Genomic DNA, 20418 nt, shown 5'->3' on the forward strand with positions numbered 1-20418 from the left:
TCTTTTTTTAAAATTTAATATCTCCATATTTGTTTTATCCTTTTAAAATATTTCATTTATTTCTTTATTTCACGAAATGCGTTATTTGTTTTACGGTGTTTTTCGTCATATTTATAGAAACTAACTGTTTATGGAGCATTTTTTATGTTTAGCAACTTTTTTTGTAGAAATCCTTCACTTTCTTTTCAATATTTAACACTATCTAAATAAAGTTTACGATAAATTCATAATTTTTTATTTTTTATACTATATTCCGTTATATTGTTGTATAATATCTATGAAAGCGCTTATTATTTCAATATACATAATTCAAACTGTTTTTATCGAAACATTCTAACTATTATACCTATATTTAAATGCAACAATTATAGCTATTAGTATAGGCATACCAAATATATCCACCCCATTTTTCTGTAAAATTACTTTATAACATGAAAGATTAACTTGGGTGATAAGTTATTGTGAATGTTTTTTTACAAAACAGATAAGTAATAGTGTTTGGTATTATGTAAATTATTGTAATAACATAAGAGTAAAGAAAAACATTTACATTGATTATTGATTCATTACTTATTGAAAAAGAGCAAAATGCACCTTTGTATGGAAAAGGATTATATGCATTGGGAGGTTTAAACAAATGACGAGGAAGAATACAACGACAAACCCTTGGGCCAAGTTCCACGGTCCGAACCTTGGTTATGTTATTGAGCAGTATGATCTTTACGTAACTGGAGCAGGTTCTGTTGATCCGGAATTACAAGAGCTTTTTGAAATTTTTGGAGCTCCTTCGTTTCAAGATGATGTCGTAACAGGGGACAACACAGCAACACATTTTTCTCCTCAAAACACAGGTAACATTGAAAAAATTCTTAAAGTCGTTCAACTTGTTGAGCAGATTCGTTCTTTCGGGCACACGTTGGCTCACATCAACCCGATGGAAGATGCTGCAAATGGACAATCTCTTCTTGAGAAAGCAATGAACGAACTGAGCGATGCTGACTTGAAAGCGATTCCAGCGAAAACGGTATGGCAAGATGCACCAGAAGGTATTCACACTGCACTTGATGTAATTCATAGATTAAAAGACGTTTATACAAAATCTTTAGCTTATGAATTTTCTCATATACAAGATAGTGAAGAACGCGCGTGGTTGCATCAAATGGTGGAATCAAATTCATTGCGTCAACCACTATCAAATAAAAAACGAACTGCTCTTTTAAAACGTTTAACAGCTGTTGAAGGTTTCGAGCAATTCTTGCATAAAACATTCGTTGGGCAAAAACGTTTCTCTATCGAGGGCGTTGATATGCTTGTACCTGTTTTAGATGAAATTGTTCTAGAAGGTGCTAAGAACGGCGTAGAGGATGTCATGATTGGTATGGCTCACCGCGGTCGCCTAAGCGTACTTGCTCACGTATTAGAAAAACCATATAGCCACATGTTTGCTGAGTTCAAACATGCAAAAATAGAAGGCGCAGTGGCTAATTCTGGCTGGACTGGCGACGTGAAATACCATTTAGGTAGAGAACAAGTCGTTAGTAACGAAGAAGTTAGTACTCGCGTTACATTAGCAAATAACCCGAGTCATCTTGAGTTCGTGAATCCTGTAGTAGAAGGTTTCGCACGTGCGGCTCAAGAGAATCGTAAAAAATCTGGTCTTCCAGATCAAGATACTTCAAAATCATTCGTAATTTTAGTTCATGGTGATGCTGCATTCCCTGGTCAAGGTATTGTATCTGAGACACTCAACTTAAGCAGATTGAACGCGTACCAAACAGGCGGAACGATTCATGTTATCGCAAACAATGCAGTTGGTTTTACGACTGATAGCTATGATTCTCGTTCTACGAAATATTCAAGTGACCTTGCAAAAGGTTTCGATATTCCGATTGTTCACGTGAATGCTGATGATCCGGAAGCTTGTCTTGCAGCTGCTAACCTTGCGATTCAATATCGCATGTTGTTCAAAAAAGACTTCTTAATCGATTTAATTGGTTACCGCCGCTACGGTCATAACGAAATGGATGACCCGGCAGTTACGCAACCACAAGTGTACAAAAAAATTAAAAACCATCCAACTGTAAGAGCAATTTATGCAGATCAATTACAAGCTGCTGGTGTTCTAAATGCAGATGAGGTTGAAACAATTACACAGTTTATACAAGAGCAATTAAAATCCGACTATGCACAAGTACCACCAGCTGATACGAGTGATGCAACAATTCACGTTAAAGTACCAGATGTTGTTGCAAAAGGTATTCAGTCAATTGATACTGGCGTTGAGATTGACTCACTTCGTGCAATTAATGAAGGTCTACTATCTTGGCCAGAAGGCTTTAACGTATATCCGAAAGTGAAGAAAATTCTTGAGCGCCGTAAAGATGCTCTTGAAGAGAACGGCAAAATTGAATGGGCACTTGCTGAATCATTAGCATTCGCTTCTATTTTACAAGAAGGTACGCCAATTCGTTTAACTGGTCAAGATTCACAGCGTGGTACATTCGCACACCGTCATATCGTATTACACGATACTGATACAAATGAAACATATTCACCATTACATCGCTTACCAAACATTAATGCTTCATTCTCTGTTCATAACAGTCCGTTATCAGAGGCTGCTGTTGTTGGTTACGAATATGGTTATAACGTATTCGCTCCAGAAACTCTTGTTATGTGGGAAGCGCAATATGGTGACTTCTCAAATACTGCGCAAGCATTATTTGATCAATATGTTTCAGCTGGAAGAGCAAAATGGGGTCAAAAATCTGGCTTAGTTCTTCTATTACCACACGGTTATGAAGGTCAAGGACCAGAGCACTCTAGTGCACGTCCAGAGCGTTTCTTACAGTTAGCTGCTGAGAATAACTGGACAGTTGCAAACTTAACGAGCGCGGCTCAATACTTCCATATCCTGCGTCGTCAAGCATCTATCTTAGGAACAGAAGCTGTTCGACCATTAGTATTGATGACGCCGAAGAGTTTATTACGTCACCCACTTACGCTTTCAACTGCTAGTCAGTTAAGCGAAGGACGTTTCCAACCTGCTTTAGAACAAGAAAACCTTGGCATGAAACCAAATAAAGTAAAACGTCTTGTTTTAAGCACAGGTAAAATGGCGATTGACTTAGCAGCAGAAATCGAGTCTGGTAAACATGAGTACAACTTAGACGAAGTTCATGTCGTTCGTATTGAGCAATTGTACCCATTCCCTGCTGAGAAAGTTCAATCTATTATTAAACGCTTTAAAAACTTAGAAGAAATCATTTGGGTTCAAGAAGAACCTCGTAATATGGGCGCATGGCATTACATGGCTCCAATTCTGTTCGAACTTGCTGGAGATAAAGTGAAAACAGGCTACATTGGACGTCCTGATCGCTCTAGTCCATCTGGCGGCGATCCATTCGCTCACAAAGCTGAGCAAGAACTAATTGTTGCACATGCTTTAGATGTGAAGTATAACTTCCGTCAAGATAAACAAGAAATTGAAGTTTACAGCAACTAAAAAGTAACAATGAAGCTTTCTAGCTTGTTCCTTGGGCAGATATTCTGCCCAAGGCCAGGCTAACAAATGGAGATTACCGAAGACAAAAGAAGAAAAAACACACCGTTAGGCAAATAAGGGGAGGACATTTAAAATGATCGAAATTAAAGTACCTGAGCTTGCAGAATCTATTACTGAAGGAACTATTTCACAATGGCTTCTCAACGTAGGCGACAAAGTTGAGAAAGGTGGCAGCGTTGTTGAGCTTGAAACTGATAAAGTCAATGTAGAAATCATTGCAGAAGATTCAGGTATTGTATCGAAGTTACTAGGCGAACCTGGGGATACAGTTGAAGTTGGTGCAACTATCGCAATTTTAGATGCTAATGGAGCACCAGTTGCAGTAAGTACACCTGCACCAGTGGCTGAGCAACCAAAACAAGAAACGACTGAAGCACCGAAAGCTGCGGCACCAAATGCTGAGCAAACTGCAACACTACAAGGGTTACCAAATACAAACCGTCCTATCGCATCACCAGCTGCTAGAAAAATGGCTCGTGAATTAGGAATCGACTTAAACGACGTACGTAGCACAGACCCACTTGGACGCGTGAGACCACATGATGTACAAGCTCATGCTGCAGCACCAAAAGAAGCACCAGCTGCTCCAAAGAGTCCAGCTCCTGCTCCAGTTGCAAAAACGGAATTCGAAAAACCAGTTGAGCGCGTGAAAATGTCCCGCCGCCGTCAAACAATTGCAAAACGTCTTGTAGAAGTTCAACAAACATCTGCAATGTTAACAACATTTAACGAAGTTGATATGAGTGCGATCATGGAATTACGTAAAGAACGCAAAGATGCTTTCGAGAAAAAACATGATGTACGTCTTGGCTTCATGTCATTCTTCACAAAAGCAGTTGTTGCAGCATTAAAACAATTCCCATTATTAAATGCTGAAATTCAAGGTGACGAGCTTATCATTAAAAAATTCTATGATATCGGTATTGCAGTAGCAGCTCCAGATGGATTAGTTGTTCCAGTTGTACGCGATGCCAACCAATTAAATTTCGCTGAAATTGAAAGTGAAATTCGTGAATTAGGTAAAAAAGCACGTGACAACAAACTTTCATTAAAAGAACTACAAGGTGGTACATTTACAATTACAAACGGTGGTGTGTTCGGTTCTCTAATGTCAACACCAATCCTAAATAGCCCACAAGTTGGTATTTTAGGAATGCATAAAATCCAAGTACGCCCAGTTGCAATTGATAACGAGCGTATGGAAAACCGCCCAATGATGTACATTGCTTTATCTTACGATCACCGTATTGTTGATGGTAAAGAAGCAGTTAGCTTCCTTGTTGCTGTTAAAGATATGCTTGAAGATCCAAAGTCATTATTATTAGAAGGTTGATAGATTAAAAATCTATTAAAGGCTGTAGAATGAATCATTCTACAGCCTTTTTTTATTGTGTTCATACGGGACAAATTTCATGACATAAGGTAATAATGTATGCCTAAACGTAAGGAGGATTAAAATGAATAACCTTCCAATTCATGCAAAACTTAAAGTAAATAAGGATACTTTCTTCCTCCCCGATTCAAACGGGGGTGTCTATTTTCGAAATAACGCCAGTTCATTTCGTATGGACGGTGATGGAATTTATGATTGGATTGAAAAATTAATGCCAATGTTTAACGGGAATTATTCTTTAGCCGAAATAACCGATGGCCTCCCTCTCCCCTATCAAAACCGTGTATTTGAAATTGGAGAGATTTTATATGAAAATGGTTTCGTTCGCGATGCAAATCAAGATGCACCTCATGAATTAAACAGTACATTACTCGACAGATATGCTTCACAAATTGAATTTTTAGAAGCTGATTCTCATTCAGGTGCTTTAAAGTTTGAAACATACCGCGGAGCAAATGTCCTTGTACTTGGTTCTGGGGATATGCTCACTTCCTTAGTTTCTTCTTTATTAGAATCTGGTTTACCTACATTTCATTACCTCGTTACAGATCGGGATGAAACAAACTATGACAGAATACATGAGCTAATAGAACGTGCATATGAAGTTGATAACAGTGTACTCCTTCAAGAAATCGATACTACAATTGACCGTCCCTTGCGTGAAGTATTCGAACCTTTTGATTGGATTTTATATGTTTCTCAAAACGGAGACATTGACGGTTTAAAAACAGTTCACACTATTTGTAGAGAAACGAAAAAGAATTTCATACCAGCTATTTGTTTATCAACACTCGGTATAGCTGGACCTGTCGTAACAGAAAATCGTGATGAATGCTGGGAATCCGCATGGCATCGGCTACATGAAACGACTTTACAAAATGAAAATTCATCGGATTCCTTCTCACCAATTACATCTGCCATGTTAGCAAATGTAATCGTTTTTGAATTGTTTAAACATGTCGCGGATGATTCATATCGTGAAAAAGAATCACAATTCTTTTTATTAAACTATGAAACACTTGAAGGAACGTGGCATCCTTTTATAAAACACCCTCTTGCAACTGATGAAAGTTTTACAATTGATACGATAGAAAATATTTCTGAAAAACTTGAGCATCGGTATGGCCAACATACTTCAACTGATGTATTCCGCTTTTTCGATTCATTAACTTCTAAAGAAGCCGGTATATTCCATGTATGGGATGAACAAGATTCATATCAATTACCATTATCACAATGCTATATTCAAGTAGCTACTCCACTATCAGATGGCCCAGCTCCCCTTCTGCCTCTTATGACTTGTAGTGGATTGACTCATAATGAAGCACGCCGAGAAGCTGGTTTAACAGGAATTGAAACATATGTAGCAGAAATCATTCACCGCCTTATTCCTGAACATAACAATATCGGTATCGGTGCTGGAGAAACGATGACAGAAGGATTTTACCGGGCACTACAACAACATTTAAACAATAAACTGTATGAGCGGCAGTCACATATTCTAGAGGAACTTACAACTGTTGATTTAATTGATATTCAAGATAAACATTGTAGATTTTATTACGATGCTCTCTCTACAATCCATGAAACACCTAAAATCGCAATGAGTGAAGAGATTCTTAGTTTTCCAGTCGTTTGGGTTGGTATAAATGATAGATGGTACGGTGCATCTAATATTAATATGACGTTAGCGTTACGAAACGCACTACAACTATCACTCTTTCACGTTCAAAATGAAGAAATTCCTTACAGAGCTAATATCTTGCCTGAATCCTCTATTATTTTATATGACACGGATTCTTTTAGAGTGGAAATACAAGCGGAAGAAGAAATTCCAAGTGTGCAATCTTTACAGCTTGCCTTACAGCATTTAGAAGAACATAATTTTTATCCCTTCGTGTTCGATTTAGCAATCGAACCATTTTTGAAAGAAAACCTAGACGGTGTGTATGGGGTATTAATTGCAAAGGAGGACGGTTTATGATTCAAAATATATTGCTTATAGGAGACGGCCTTCTTGCAGACTATGTACATGATCAATTATGCAAACAATATTCCATCATTCGTCAGCAGACCCTTACAGAAGAACTTCCTGAAAATATTCATCTCGCTCTCGTATTACATGACGGATCTCCTTCTACTATTCATCATGATGCCGAACTTATTTTTCGCTCAAATCATATTCCATGGCTTCGTGGTTTTACTTCATTTGGCGAAGGTATTATCGGTCCTTACATTCATCCTCTTACGCCTGGATGTTCCCATTGTTCTGATGGACGCCGTTTTATCGCTGGCTTTGATCAAAAAGAAATGTGGGAACTACAGCGGAAATATGCCTTTAAAGCAGATAATGTAACGAGACGTGACGTACGTGCCACCCAAAATGGAATGTTGCAAATGTGCCATCTTATTTGCGCAGAAACAGGAAAAATATTAACTCATAACCATTCTTCTTTAGAAAATGAACTTATTTTACTAAACTTACAAACATTACAATGTACGCGGCATTCTTTTCTTCCAGATCCTCTCTGTCCTGTATGTAGTAATTTACCTGATGATACTGCGGATGCGGCGGAAGTTTCTTTACAACCGAGTTTAAAAGTAAGCACCGAAACGTATCGCTGCCGTTCCATTCATGAGCTAAACACATTTTTAACGAGAGACTATTTAGATTATCGGGTCGGTATGTTGAACGGAAAAATGCAGCATTCTGTATTACCATTCGCTGACGTCATTATAAACATGCCATTAATGTTCGGAAATGAAGGTGTTGCGGGACGAACTCATTCATTTGCAGTGAGTGAAGCAACTGCTATTTTAGAAGGTTTAGAACGATATTGCGGTATGTCGCCTCGAGGGAAAAAGACAAATGTGCATGGTAGTTTTCATGATTTAGAGGAACATGCACTAAATCCCCTCACACTCGGTGTCCATACAAATGAACATTACAATCGTGATAACTTTCCATTCAAGCCGTTTGATCCTGATTATGAGCAAAACTGGGTATGGGGATATTCTTTATCACAAAACAGACCGCTTTTAGTTCCTGAATCAATTGCTTATTATAGCCTTGGTCATCGAGATGCTTTCGTGTATGAAACATCAAATGGATGTGCAATTGGCGGTAGTTTAGAAGAAGCGATTTTTCACGGCATTTTAGAAATAGTAGAGCGTGATGCCTTCTTACTCACTTGGTATGCCGAATTACCTCTTCCCCGCCTTGATCTTAGTTCAGCAAATGATACAGAATTACAATTAATGATTCAGCGGTTACGTACGATTACCGGATATGAATTACACGCTTTTAACGCGACGATGGAACACGGCATTCCTAGCTTATGGGTAATTGCAAAAAATACGCGTGAAAATGGAATGAACGTTGTTTGTGCAGGAGGCGCTCATTTAGATCCTATTCGAGCCTTAAAAAGCGCCATTCAAGAAATAGCAGGCATGTTACTTATAACAGACGATGAGCTCGAGCACAAAAGAGAATACTACGAAAAATGCTTACAAGATCCTTATTTCGTTAATAAAATGGAAGACCATAGTATGCTGTATGGATTGAAAGAAACAGAAGAACGTCTTCACTTCCTTTTACGGGAAGATGCACCGGTGCAAACGTTCCAAGAAATGAATGTATCACAATCATTTGATATGGATTTAACATCCGATCTCCACCAACTTTTAAATCGTTTGCATCAATCTAATCTTGAAATAATCGTTGTAGATCAAACCGTTCCCCTCATAGAAAAGAATGGATTACATTGTGTAAAAGTTATTATTCCAGGCATGCTACCGATGACGTTTGGTCACCATCTTACTCGAGTTACAGGACTGGACCGGGTATATACCGTACCGATGACACTTGGATATACAGACGAACCTTTAACGAATGAAAGATTAAATCCACATCCACATCCGTTTCCATAGTAAAGGAGGGATTTCATGCAGCTAGATACTTTTTTACATCATCTCCATTTCTCTATCGATGAAATTATGCCGAATCATGAGGTGGACTGGAAAGACGCACCGCTTCCTTATAAATTATATCGAAATTTACCTACCATCCCGCTCTCCTTAGAAATCCCATTATCTTTACCGAACTCTTCTACTACACCTACTTTAGATGAGATTGGTCACTACCTTTGGTATTCATTTGGTGTAACACAATTATGTCAGCTAAATAGCGAGAGAAATGTATTACGAAGATCTATTCCTTCGGGTGGTGCTTTATATCCGAATGAATTGTATATCTATTTAAAGATTGACGATTATCCAGACGGCATTTACCATTATGACGCCGCGCATCACCGACTTATTTTACTTCGCGAAGGAAATTTCGATTCTTATTTAGCAGACGCACTCGGTAATCGCTGTAACATACAGGATTGTTTCGGTGCTGCATTCGTATCCACTATGTTTTGGAAAAACTTCTTTAAATACAATAACTTTTCATATCGACTTCAAGGATTAGATAGCGGGGTTCTCATTGGACAATTGCTAGAATGTGCAAAACAGTTCGGTTATACGAACGGCGTATATTTTCAATTTCTAGACCGTGCACTGAACCATTTACTCGGATTGTCAGAAGGTGAAGAAAGTGTGTATGCCGTTATTCCTTTAAGTACAGAACCAGAAACTAATTGGTTTCACAATGATTACCGTGAAAATAAAATAGTTACTTCTCATGAGTTGTTGCAACAAATTCCGCCGCTCGCACATGAACATTTCGTTCGCTCAAAACATGTAGATGAACATCCGATGATAACAAAAATAAATGCGGCTTCTATAATCGAATCGACAGCACACTTCCAAACACTACATCATGAAGAGCACTATCAACATAATGCGTACTCTGTACAGCTACCGAAAGTAGAACGGTTATCGTATGATTTCCTACAACTTTGTAAAAAACGATATTCTCCTGATGCGGATTTTATTTTAACGAAATGGGATGCAGCTGAGCTCGCTACTTTACTACAAGAAGCGAGTCTCTCCTTCCCCTATTACAACGACCTTGACGGTAAGTATACAAATGAAAATACACGCGTCTCCTTATACGGATGTTTTTATAGCGTGAAAAATATTGAAAACGGGGCTTACGCTTATAACAGTAAAACACATTCCATACAACCAATTCGATATGGAGACCTTCGCTACCCACTTCAGTCTAGTATGACGATGGATAACGTAAACCTTTTTCAAGTACCACTTTGCTTACATGTAGTCGGACAGAAAGATTACTATACACGTGCATTAGGCTATAGAGGATACCGCATTCACCAAATGGAAGCAGGTATACTCGTTCATAAACTCGTTTTTGCTGCAACTGCTATGGGGATGGGCGGGCATCCTTTACTTAGTTTTGATACAAATGCATGTGATCAATTGTACGGAATAGATGCTGGGAATGAAACATCTCTTATTCAAGTTCCAGTTGGGGCATATCGGGCGCGGAATTGGTTAAAAGGGGCTTTGCATTGTTAGAAGTACGCCGTCTATCGGCGTGCTTTTTTTAAAGGATTTAATTTATAAAAAGCGAAATGAGTATATATTCTTACATAAAAGGAGAATTTAACTTGAGCATTTTACAACGGTTAATTCAGCAAGCAAAAAAGCCTAGCGGAACAATTGGTTCCTCCATGCTTTGTATTATGAACGCTGCACATACGAGATTAATAAATTGGGCATTGCAGAAAGTACATATAAAGACAGATGCAGTCGTATTAGACATCGGCTGTGGTGGAGGCAAAACCATACACACTCTTTCAAAACGAACTCCACTTGGGGAAATATATGGAATTGATTACTCCGATCAAGCTGTGAAAAATTCTATACAGACGAATGCAAAAGATGTTCAAAAACAAAAAGTAATTGTTTAACAAGCAAGCGTTTCTTCTATTCCCTATCATACAAACTTCTTCGATCTCATAACCGCTTTTCAAACACACTACTTTTGGCCTGATGTGGAACAAGATATAAAAGAACTATTTCGCGTCCTACAACCAAACGGATCCTTTTTATTGGTCGCTGAAACTTTTAAAATTCAATATCATATGGAGAAATGGAAAACGAATGAAGAATTAATAAACCTATTTTATAAGACAGGATTTACAAATGTGAAATGTTATGAAGAAAGAGGATGCCTTTGTGTAATAGGAAACAAATAAAAAAGCAGACCCTTTGAGGTCTGCTCTTTTTACTAGATTAACTTAAAAATACTCTTAATTTGTCTAGCAAATAACCAATTTTTCGTACCGTAGTTATCATTTAAACTATCTAAATTGATAGATTGTCCGTTAGCAAACTTTAATTCTAACGTAGTATTTTTGTCATTTGTTTTTAAGTTACTATTTGTAATGGCATCATACTTTAATTTTTCAATCTCAACATATTCGTCTTTTTCTTGTCCAATCACGACATGGTCTTGGAAGAAGAAAAAGACTTCTACTTTTTTACCGAAACAAAATACATTTTTCGTATAAATTAATGTCGCGTTATCAAGTCCGACACATACTTCTTTCATTTCTTCCACAACGTGTCCAAAGTCTTCTTCATGTCTTGCATTTGATTCAGCAATCCATTCTTCGATTGTTTTCATGTTAATTGCCATACTGCGCCCCCTGGTTCGTTCATTGCTTCGTTTAAAAAATAAATACTATATGAAAATATAAGCGATACGTAATATGTTTTCAAGGGGAAACGGTATATTCAAAATAAAGTGAAACTTTATTTACTCCCTCATTGTAAAAAAAATAGCACTTTAAAAAGTGCTATTCTGCTCTCCTTGCCGCTTGTTGAATTGGGTCCCACACGCTGTTATATGGTGGTGCATAACTTAAGTCGATATCTTCTAAATCGTGAATACTCATTTTATTGAAAAGCGCCATTGCGATCACATCAATCCGTTTATCTACCCCTTCTTCTCCAATTACTTGCCCGCCCAATAATTGTTTCGTATCGGAGCGATATAGTAATTTCAAGTAAAGTGGTTTTGCATTTGGATAATAGCCCGCCATATTTGTAGAATCTACTTTGACTGTTTTATACGGGATGTGTAGCCCTTTCGCTTCTTTTTCATTTAATCCTGTTCTTGCGAGTGTCAAATCCATAAATTTAATAATGCCTGTACCTAACGTACCTTTAAATGCTCTTCGTTTATCCAGCATATTCAGTCCAGCAAGTCGCCCTTGTTTATTGGCAGTCGTTCCGAGCGGGATATGATCATGAATTTCCTTTATAACGTGGTAATGTGTTGCGCAATCACCGGCTGCATATACGTCTTGCACATTCGTTTGCATATATGCATTTACTTCGATTGCTCCTTTATGATTCTTACGTATATTTGTCCCTTCAAGAAAATCAGTATTTGGCTTCACTCCAACCGACACTAAAACAAGATCTGCTTTATACGTACCTTTATCCGTTTCAATTGCTTCTACTCGTTCATTCCCTTTGAATGCTTTTACATTTTCATTCGTTAAAATTTCAATATGATGCTTATCTGCTTCTTTATGTATATATTCCGCCATATCTGAATCATAAATTGTACCGATATGATCATTTCTCTCAATCATTCTTACTTTCTTACCAAGTTCGACGAAAGTTTCTGCCATCTCAAGTCCAATTGCACCGCCGCCAATAATGGTTACATCTTCAACTTTATTCGTTTCTAGCGTTTTTAATATGCGCTCAGCATCCGGAATTGTTTTTAAAAGATGAACACCTTGTAATTCCCGTCCTTCCCATTCTGGCATAACAGGACGCACGCCAGTCGCAATTAATAAACGATCGTATGGAAATTCAAAGACATCTTTCGTCTTCGTATGCTCTGCGTACACAATTTTCTTCTCCGTATCTACTTTCGTTACTTCATGTCGTACTTTCGCATCAATTCCGTATTTATCACGAAACGTCTTTACATTACGCGCGATTAACTTTTCCGTTGAAGCGATAGCACCACTAATGACATACGGTAACCCACACTGCGCGTACGAATAAATTTCACCTTTTTCTAAAGTTACAACATTTGCATCTTCATCGTTTCTAACAATTTGCATCGCTGCACTCATACCAGCTGCATCTCCGCCAATAATGACATAGTTCACTTTACCACTCCTTCTTTTTTACATACTCTTTACGTTTTCCATATTTTATAGAAATAACACCTACTTCCATTGTAAAGAAAGAGAATTTCATCTTCAAATTTTGTGCACAAACTTATGCCTGAATAGGTAACTGTCGTGTCTTATAAACAACATGTTTAATATCCTATAACAGTAACCAGTTGAAAGTAGGTGAAACATACATGTGCGCCGGCCTTCTCGTCCAGCTTCCAGAGGAACCGATAGAACCGAAACCCGCCCTCCCGCTTGAACAGGAGTTTACGGTTAGTGTAACTTTATACAGTGCTCGTGCTTGGTTATCTGACAATGACACTTTCTCACAAACTATCTGGAAAGCTACCCGCTTCGCTTCTTCATCACATGCTCGCAAGGCCATCTTTCCAGTCGGTACTGTTAAAATTTTAAATTTTTCTGACGATACAATAACAGTTACTGCATCCTCAGAATCAGATGATGCTCTTAAAATAATCGTCCCTCCTCATTCTGAAGCTGCTTTAACGTCTAGTTCTTTATCTGATGTGCAAGCCAGTACATCAGGAGGGGCAAGTAAAGTCACATTTCTCTTTCATATCTTTTTCTCTAGGGAACCTCGTCCAGCCAAATAACGATAGAAAAGGTACAGTAATATACACTGTACCTTTTTCCCGCGCTCTATTCTCTTGATTTAATTAGTTCAATATTATAAGTTTCGATATCTGTTAACTTTCCTGTAAAATAAGGATTTTCTCTATACCAAGACTGTTTTGCAAAATACGCTTGCATATCTTTCGTTTGAAAAATATGTCCATGCCTTGCATATATTTCATTTCTAGCAATTTTCAACTGTTCTTTCGATAAATATGTTAAATCTGTGCTCGTTAATTTTCGAATATCACTATCAGGAAAGATGAAACCATTATATACATACCCAGTCGCGGGCGTTGGAGTAACATTATAAACAACTGTTTTTTCTGCACTTTTCGTTTGGAATGGAAGATTATAAGACGAAAGTGCCGTTACCGTCTCTACTTTTGTCGTTTCCCGTCCATTTTCTCCATTTCGTTCTAAATAAATTTTCGCGCTTCCATCAGTCGCTACAGGCCCCCATGTAATTTCTTCTCCTGCGAGCGCTGTAACTGGTTTTTGATTTACGTACAATGTTGCACCAGGCGCGTTCGTTTGAACTGTAATATATTGACCTTGCAACGTTAAATCTACCGTTACGTTATTTTGGCTTTGTTTCATAAGTACAACCTTTTCCTCACGCGATAGTTTTACGTAGTCATTTTTATATTCTGATTGAAACACTTGATTTCCCGGAAGAAATGGCCCATATTGCTTCTCAAACTTTTTGTCATCTGTCTTATCAATTTCTTTTCCGTTCATTTTTAACGATACGTCTTTTTCATTTGAAAGCAAAGTTGCATAGTACGTCTTCGCTTTCAATTTATATCGATCAAATATAAAGAAATACTTTCCGTCTTTCGTTAATGAAAAATCAGCTCTTTCTATTCCGTCCCGTTGTTTTTCACCTTGTCTCAAATATTCTTTTAATTCATTCACGTAAGATGGATTTTCTTTTATATATGAAAATAGAGGCGTTACGCTCTCTCTCGTTATCATAACCGATGGATCATCTGCCGTAACGATCTCAGCTAATTTCTCTCCGTCCCTCTCTTGTAAAATCGTAATCATCCGGTCTACTTGTGCCACCTGCGTATAATACGACAATCCGTACAAATACAATCCAATAATCGCTATAACAAATAGCGCTAACAGTGTAATGCCAACTTTTACACCACCGCTCATGTTCTTCTTTACTACAGAACGTCCCCTCTTCGTCCCGCAGTTTTGACAAAACTGCACACCATCTTCAAACTGAACTCCGCACTTTGTACATACATTCATCCAGTCAACCACCTTTTCATTAGAAGCCAGTTATTCCCTGTGTTAAGGCTTGAATTATCGTGCTAATGTAAGACCAAAGTACAATGAATGTTGCAATTCCAATTAAAACATTTGCAATAATAAGTGTGTAAACGAGATCTAATCCGCCATTGTCTAGCTTTAATACGGCTACAGTTATACTAATCCCTATATAAGTTGCAGCTACGGATAATAATATCGGTAAGAAAAAGATTAATAAGAAACTAAAAAGAAAAGAAAGGACTAATATGACAATAGCCGGCGTCGCTATCGTTCCCCATATACCGAATACTTCAAGAAACGAAAAAGATGATTTCATCATCTTACCACTTACAAAAATAATAAATCCGACAAATAAAGTTAAAATTAATAAAAAGAAAAAGACCGTTATAGATTCTACAAAAAACGTGGGAGTAGATATATCTGGTGCAAATGTTCTCGTAACTGCTGATGCTGCACTCATCATTCTATAAAAAATACATGCTCCTAAAAAACAAATAAGAACAAGACTTACAATTCCATTTCGTACTTCAATAGCGCCGCTTTGCATAATCGCTGTCGGTGCTTGTAATGCATGTTTAAAAAATTGAAAATAGCCGCTCGCAAACCGCTTCGCTTGCTCTACCGTTTCATTTTGCCGAGCTTCCTTTGCTTGTGCCGCACGTGCTTGTTCCGGCCCTTCTTCTTGGCCACTACTTGCCACTACTTCTTCCGTTAACGAATGTCCACAATTCCCGCAAAATTTTGCCTCCGCTGCATTTTCTGTATGACATGACGGACATTTCATTCTCTTATCCCTCCTTAAGGATATACCGTATAGGGTGTTACAAATTCAATATATGAATTTGTACATAAAACATGACTACAAGAAAAAGATTCTGAAATCCTTCTTCCGAAAGAAAATATATGTGCTAGTAATCTTGAAAAAAAATGCTATTATGAAACAGAATAAATAATATTTTTAACAGATTGGATGACTGGCAATGGAATTGGTAAACTCAATTTTTCAAATACTCCTTACAAGCGTAATCCAATTATTATCTTTAATTGGCGTTATCATTGTAATTGGATTTCTATTAGGCTATTTAGAATCTCTCACACGGATGTATTGGTCGAGAGCTTTTGGACGAAAAGGATTCCTATTAACGGCTTGGATTGGTGTTCCTATTCACGAACTTGGACATGCCATTATGTGCGTGCTGTTCCGTCATAAGATTGTAGCAACGCAGTTCTTCCCGACAGATACAAGTCAAGGGGCTTTAGGTTACGTACAACATCAATACAATCAAAAAAGTGTGTATCAACGGATTGGGAATTTCTTCATCGGCATTGGGCCTATTATTTCTGGTATTACTGCGTTAATCCTTTTAATGCGCTATTTCGTACCAGAATCATATTTTTTATTTAATACAACTCTCGAAAAAACGATTGCTTCTACTTCTATTAATGTAGAAATGATCCAAAACATGCTCTTGTCGACGTTTGTATTATTGAAAAGCTTATTTACAATCGGCAATTTATTGAATCCTTCCTTTTGGTTATTTTTATTTATCTCCATTTGCATTTCCGCACATATCGCTTTAAGTAAACCAGACATTAAAGGATCAATAGACGGTGTTATCGTCATGTTTATCGTTTTATTTTTATTCAACATCATCGCGGGACTGTTTCAATACGACAGTAACCAGCTAATTGGACAGGTTATGAAATATAATATGTATCTCATTGCGTTTTCTAGTGTAGCACTGCTTTTCTCTTGTATTTCTACACTTGTTAGTTTTTCGTTTTATAAAATAAGAAGAGGGCGTTCTTTTTAAACGCCCTCTTCTTATTAATTATTCCCCTTATAATCACAATGCTCAACAGGCACACGAGCATGCCCTTCTTCATCGGTACACCATGACTGTGATTGGAATGCAAGAAAGATACCAATCCATTCTTCTTCCTTTTCAAAGTGAATGAGTATGCCTCCGTCTTGCCATATGCCATCATCACCTTGCCATTTTTCTACATTCCCTTGATTCATATGAATATCATGTATACCGTTTCCTGGTTTGAAATGAAAATAGGAATCTGGTGTATTTTCTTCTGGTCCCCATCTTTCACCAAACGCGTAAATAATTGCTTTTTCTTCTATTGCTCGTTTTATATAACGTTCTATTTTTTCATTTAAATCATTATCTGCTCCTGCTTTTTCGGGAGGCAAAGGAATCATTTGATTTGAGTCAAATAGATTTCCTCTTACATAATCTAAAGCTACTTTCGGTTCATTGTTTTTTATTTCTGTAAAACCGAATGGTAATGTCGGTAAAATATGAATCGCCTCTGACTTAATATTGTTACTCGCAAAATATAAAACTTCTGACGGATAGCTTTCCGATTTTACGTTAATTGCAATACGATAATTTACTCCTGTCTCGCCCTGTAAATGAACTTGATAATGAGGTGTTTTCCCTTTTCCAATCTTTGATTGTATAACTGTACCTTTTAACACACCGTAGTTTTTTAGGGGCATACATTTCATCTCCTATTCATTTAGTAGAAGCTATTCATATTTAAATCATTATCCACTCATAAAAAAAATCCTCCTATGTTAGGAGGATTTTTAATTTCTCAACATATACCAAACAATAACTTCTACCACTACAAGCAAAACCGCACCAAAGATCATTAACGTCGTCTTCTTTAATAGTTCATTTTCACGGTAAGGGATATTACATAAGTAAGCACCTAGTGTAATCCGTGATGGACAAGCGATTGTCGCTACTGATGATGCGGTGTTTTGAAGTGTTGTGACATATTGCCACGGGAGTGCTACGTTTTGTGCGGTTTGCATTTGTAGTTTTATAAACATTGCATTTGATCCTGCGTTACTACCTGTTAAAAATCCACCAATAGCGCCAATAAACGGAGCAACGAAAACGAAAAAGGTTCCAAATGTTTCACCAGCTGTCTTTGCGAGTAATGAATGCATGCCTGATGCACCCATTAGTTCTGAAATGGCGATAAACATTGTCGTCGTAATAGCAAATGGAATCCATTGTTTAATCGTTTGTGAGAGTGATTGTTTAATAATATTAGACGGGATGCGGAAGAAAATAATAGTAAATAAGCAAGTCATACCGAGCCAAAATCCTGGTGAATATAGTAACTCTAATTTGTAAGAGTATGATTTCAAATCAAGAACCGCATATGATCTGAACAAATCATGTAATGCTGGAACGAGGCGAGAAAGTAAAATACAAACTGTTAGAAATATATAAGGGCTAATAATTTTTATAATGGATACTTCTCTCTCCGTTGCAGCCGCATGTTCTGTTATAAGATTTTGCCTACTTTTTCCTTTTAATTTAATGATAAAAAAGCCAAAGGTAATCGTAACGATAGAACTTAATATCCCGGCTAGTTCAACACTTACGTACGCATTAGAAAGATAGATTCCGAGAGAAAATAATAGAAAGAACCCTACTCCTTCTTTCCACTTTTCTATAACCGCTTGCCAGCCGCCAACAACGTGTAAAGAAAGAATAACGAAGTAAGCAAACATCGGAATACTTAATAGCGCTGTATTTGTGCCAAGTGTTGTAAGAGGCATATTTATTAGCTGCGAACCGATAATCGTACCAGTTGCCATTGCGCCCCATGAACTAGCTAGTAAGCCGATGAATGAGAGTAGTACAGCTTGAAATGGTTTATATCCTAGTGAAAGAAAAATAGGTGCTGCAACCATGAAGCCAATACCGAATCCACTTACTGATTCAATAAGCGGGCAAATGCCAAAACACATAAGCAGCATTTGTAATAAGCGATCCTGAGTAACTGCTTCTAGAAAACGTGCTACTTGATCGATGTACCCCATTTTGTTCATGAGGTGAAATAAAAAAATACCGAAAAATAAAACGTACCCGACAATAAAACAAATTAACCATCCTTTAATCGTTGCGTGCACAGTTTCACTTATCCCTAATTGAAACATTGGCGAGAGTAAAACGATTCCAACAGACACAGCATAAGAAATTAACGAGGACCTTAATGACGTTTGTTTAAATAAAAATAAACAAATGAAAATCATCATAATTGGGATAAGTGCCAACAATATGGCCATGTTATCATCTCATTTCGTTTAAAATACAATTTTTAACTATTATATAACAGATACTATAATTTTCAATTGTTTTTACAACAGATTCAAAAAAGGAACCAAACGGCTCCTTTTCATTCACTCCCATTTTCTATTATCCTGAAAAACGGTCTGCTTTCCGACTATTTCTTTCAACACAACAAACACAATGTAAGTACATATTGCTTGCAATATAATATTCCAAAATTTCATTAATGTAAATGAATGAATCCGTAGAAATAATTCGTTTAATAATACAATCGAAACGATACTAAATAATTCTATACTAATCGAAAATAGACATATTCCTAAAATAGACTGTTCTTGAATGCGATTTAAGTTGGAAAAGATGAATACATACCCTAAAAATAGAGCCATTAACTCTATTTTCGTCATGCTAATGAGCCAAGCGTATAGCGGTACAGTTAAAAATAGATATAGTAGTTTACGTCTTAGCATGCCTTCTCACCCTCTAAATTATATGTATTTTCTGTATATTTTAACATTTATTACGCAAAACAAAAAGAAGAGACTACGCCTCTTCTTTTTGTTTTGTTGCATATATTAATTCACATATTTCTTCTTGCTTTTCATTTTCTAAAAGCTCAATGATCTTACTTCCAACGACAACTCCGTCGCATATTGTAACCATTTCTTCTACATGTTCTTTTGTTGAGATGCCAAATCCAGCGACTACTGGTAAGTTGACGTGTGATTTTACTTTTTCTAAGTAACTATGAATCTCCTCTTTAAAGTTTTGACGTACTCCCGTTACGCCCGCTACTGTAACAGCATAAACGAACCCTTCTGATTCACTCGTAATTTTTTCAATTCTTTCAATAGGACTCGTTACGGTAACAAGTGGAATGAGCGCAATGTTTGCCTCTCGAAGTAACGACGCAATAATATTTTGTTCTTCATACGGTAAGTCTGGAACGATGATGCCGTCTACACCTGCTTCTATACAGTTTTCGATGAATCGTTCTTTTCCGAATGCAAGTACTGGATTTAAATATGTCATGAGTACAAACGGAATTTGCACTTCTTTCCTTACCTCTATTAATGCTTGAAAAATACCTTTTACTGTTACACCGCTATCTAGCGCTCGTTTCCCTGCTCTTTGAATCGTTGGACCGTCTGCGACTGGATCCGAAAAAGGAATGCCGATTTCAACGATGCTCGCTCCTGCTTCATCTAAAAAACGAATTCTTTCTTTTAATTTTTCAAAGCCACCATCTCCGCCCATTACGTACGGAATAAATGCTTTCTTACCATTTTCAAACGCTGCTTTAATTTTTTCTACTCCCAT

Annotated in this window: 15 protein-coding genes and 1 pseudogene; 8 read left to right on the forward strand and 8 right to left on the reverse strand. The window is 37.2% G+C overall.

Annotated elements, in window-relative coordinates; all coding sequences use genetic code 11:
* Positions 1 to 637: 637 nt before the first annotated feature.
* The 6 genes and pseudogenes from odhA (at position 638) to ACS2CR_RS03085 (ending at position 11128) form a co-directional block, all read left to right on the forward strand.
* Complete coding sequence (odhA, locus tag ACS2CR_RS03060; protein ID WP_000197136.1) at positions 638 to 3505, forward strand: 2-oxoglutarate dehydrogenase E1 component; 2868 nt, start codon at positions 638 to 640, stop codon at positions 3503 to 3505.
* Positions 3506 to 3638: 133 nt separating this feature from the next.
* Entirely contained in the window at positions 3639 to 4898 is a 1260-nt protein-coding gene (odhB, locus tag ACS2CR_RS03065) for a 2-oxoglutarate dehydrogenase complex dihydrolipoyllysine-residue succinyltransferase (RefSeq protein WP_106001055.1), read from the forward strand.
* 124 nt (positions 4899 to 5022) lie between these two features.
* A complete protein-coding gene (locus tag ACS2CR_RS03070; protein WP_053513406.1) occupies positions 5023 to 6942 on the forward strand; it encodes a putative thiazole-containing bacteriocin maturation protein in 1920 nt (639 codons plus the stop codon).
* Positions 6939 to 8888: a TOMM precursor leader peptide-binding protein gene (locus tag ACS2CR_RS03075; RefSeq protein WP_053513408.1), complete on the forward strand. Its 1950-nt coding sequence runs from the start codon at positions 6939 to 6941 to the stop codon at positions 8886 to 8888. The genes ACS2CR_RS03070 and ACS2CR_RS03075 overlap by 4 nt, the downstream gene beginning before the upstream one ends.
* Before the next feature lie 15 nt (positions 8889 to 8903).
* Entirely contained in the window at positions 8904 to 10445 is a 1542-nt protein-coding gene (locus ACS2CR_RS03080; RefSeq protein WP_053513409.1) for a SagB family peptide dehydrogenase, read from the forward strand.
* A gap of 92 nt (positions 10446 to 10537) precedes the next feature.
* Positions 10538 to 11128 (forward strand): annotated as a pseudogene (locus tag ACS2CR_RS03085) (class I SAM-dependent methyltransferase).
* Between the two features lie 32 nt (positions 11129 to 11160).
* On the opposite strand, the gene ACS2CR_RS03090 reads toward ACS2CR_RS03085, so the two are convergent.
* Both ACS2CR_RS03090 and ACS2CR_RS03095 read right to left on the reverse strand, forming a co-directional pair.
* Positions 11161 to 11571, reverse strand: coding sequence for a DUF3908 family protein (locus ACS2CR_RS03090; protein ID WP_000996782.1), 411 nt, complete (start codon positions 11569 to 11571; stop codon positions 11161 to 11163).
* Positions 11572 to 11731: 160 nt separating this feature from the next.
* Complete coding sequence (locus tag ACS2CR_RS03095; RefSeq protein ID WP_053513411.1) at positions 11732 to 13066, reverse strand: CoA-disulfide reductase; 1335 nt, start codon at positions 13064 to 13066, stop codon at positions 11732 to 11734.
* A gap of 200 nt (positions 13067 to 13266) precedes the next feature.
* On the opposite strand from ACS2CR_RS03095, the gene ACS2CR_RS03100 reads away from it, so the two are divergent.
* A complete protein-coding gene (locus ACS2CR_RS03100; RefSeq protein WP_000332423.1) occupies positions 13267 to 13689 on the forward strand; it encodes a hypothetical protein in 423 nt (140 codons plus the stop codon).
* A gap of 46 nt (positions 13690 to 13735) precedes the next feature.
* On the opposite strand, the gene ACS2CR_RS03105 is transcribed toward ACS2CR_RS03100, so the two are convergent.
* Both ACS2CR_RS03105 and ACS2CR_RS03110 read right to left on the reverse strand, forming a co-directional pair.
* Positions 13736 to 14971, reverse strand: coding sequence for a TcaA 3rd/4th domain-containing protein (locus ACS2CR_RS03105; protein WP_001099940.1), 1236 nt, complete (start codon positions 14969 to 14971; stop codon positions 13736 to 13738).
* A 19-nt stretch (positions 14972 to 14990) separates the two neighbouring features.
* Positions 14991 to 15776, reverse strand: coding sequence for a zinc ribbon domain-containing protein (locus tag ACS2CR_RS03110; RefSeq protein WP_000650090.1), 786 nt, complete (start codon positions 15774 to 15776; stop codon positions 14991 to 14993).
* Between the two features lie 196 nt (positions 15777 to 15972).
* Between ACS2CR_RS03110 and ACS2CR_RS03115 the strand changes: the two genes are divergently transcribed.
* Complete coding sequence (locus ACS2CR_RS03115) at positions 15973 to 16806, forward strand: hypothetical protein (protein ID WP_053513413.1); 834 nt, start codon at positions 15973 to 15975, stop codon at positions 16804 to 16806.
* Positions 16807 to 16820: 14 nt separating this feature from the next.
* Here ACS2CR_RS03115 and ACS2CR_RS03120 read toward each other — a convergent pair whose 3' ends face one another.
* The 4 genes from ACS2CR_RS03120 to trpA all read right to left on the reverse strand — a co-directional run bounded on the left by ACS2CR_RS03120 (position 16821) and on the right by trpA (position 20418).
* Positions 16821 to 17504, reverse strand: a complete 684-nt coding sequence (locus ACS2CR_RS03120) for a DUF2278 family protein (RefSeq protein WP_053513415.1) — start codon at positions 17502 to 17504, stop codon at positions 16821 to 16823.
* A 90-nt stretch (positions 17505 to 17594) separates the two neighbouring features.
* The gene (locus tag ACS2CR_RS03125) at positions 17595 to 19094 is read right to left on the reverse strand and encodes an L-lactate permease (RefSeq protein ID WP_053513417.1); all 1500 of its coding nucleotides are present in this window, start codon (positions 19092 to 19094) and stop codon (positions 17595 to 17597) included.
* Positions 19095 to 19208: 114 nt separating this feature from the next.
* The gene (locus ACS2CR_RS03130; protein WP_053513419.1) at positions 19209 to 19568 is read right to left on the reverse strand and encodes a DUF4029 domain-containing protein; all 360 of its coding nucleotides are present in this window, start codon (positions 19566 to 19568) and stop codon (positions 19209 to 19211) included.
* A 73-nt stretch (positions 19569 to 19641) separates the two neighbouring features.
* Complete coding sequence (gene trpA / locus ACS2CR_RS03135; protein ID WP_000537815.1) at positions 19642 to 20418, reverse strand: tryptophan synthase subunit alpha; 777 nt, start codon at positions 20416 to 20418, stop codon at positions 19642 to 19644.

The sequence above is a fragment of the Bacillus cereus group sp. BceL291 genome (assembly GCF_051776705.1).
GTDB lineage: Bacteria > Bacillota > Bacilli > Bacillales > Bacillaceae_G > Bacillus_A > Bacillus_A cereus.

Coding starts and splice junctions, on each gene's coding strand:
- ACS2CR_RS03130 (WP_053513419.1), bottom strand. CDS start 19,568: ATGCTAAGACGTAAACTACTATATCTATTTTTAACTGTACCGCTATAC.
- ACS2CR_RS03100 (WP_000332423.1), top strand. CDS start 13,267: ATGTGCGCCGGCCTTCTCGTCCAGCTTCCAGAGGAACCGATAGAACCG.
- odhB (WP_106001055.1), top strand. CDS start 3,639: ATGATCGAAATTAAAGTACCTGAGCTTGCAGAATCTATTACTGAAGGA.
- ACS2CR_RS03120 (WP_053513415.1), bottom strand. CDS start 17,504: ATGCCCCTAAAAAACTACGGTGTGTTAAAAGGTACAGTTATACAATCA.
- ACS2CR_RS03075 (WP_053513408.1), top strand. CDS start 6,939: ATGATTCAAAATATATTGCTTATAGGAGACGGCCTTCTTGCAGACTAT.
- trpA (WP_000537815.1), bottom strand. CDS start 20,418: ATGGGAGTAGAAAAAATTAAAGCAGCGTTTGAAAATGGTAAGAAAGCA.
- ACS2CR_RS03090 (WP_000996782.1), bottom strand. CDS start 11,571: ATGGCAATTAACATGAAAACAATCGAAGAATGGATTGCTGAATCAAAT.
- ACS2CR_RS03125 (WP_053513417.1), bottom strand. CDS start 19,094: ATGGCCATATTGTTGGCACTTATCCCAATTATGATGATTTTCATTTGT.
- odhA (WP_000197136.1), top strand. CDS start 638: ATGACGAGGAAGAATACAACGACAAACCCTTGGGCCAAGTTCCACGGT.
- ACS2CR_RS03080 (WP_053513409.1), top strand. CDS start 8,904: ATGCAGCTAGATACTTTTTTACATCATCTCCATTTCTCTATCGATGAA.
- ACS2CR_RS03115 (WP_053513413.1), top strand. CDS start 15,973: ATGGAATTGGTAAACTCAATTTTTCAAATACTCCTTACAAGCGTAATC.
- ACS2CR_RS03110 (WP_000650090.1), bottom strand. CDS start 15,776: ATGAAATGTCCGTCATGTCATACAGAAAATGCAGCGGAGGCAAAATTT.
- ACS2CR_RS03105 (WP_001099940.1), bottom strand. CDS start 14,971: ATGAATGTATGTACAAAGTGCGGAGTTCAGTTTGAAGATGGTGTGCAG.
- ACS2CR_RS03070 (WP_053513406.1), top strand. CDS start 5,023: ATGAATAACCTTCCAATTCATGCAAAACTTAAAGTAAATAAGGATACT.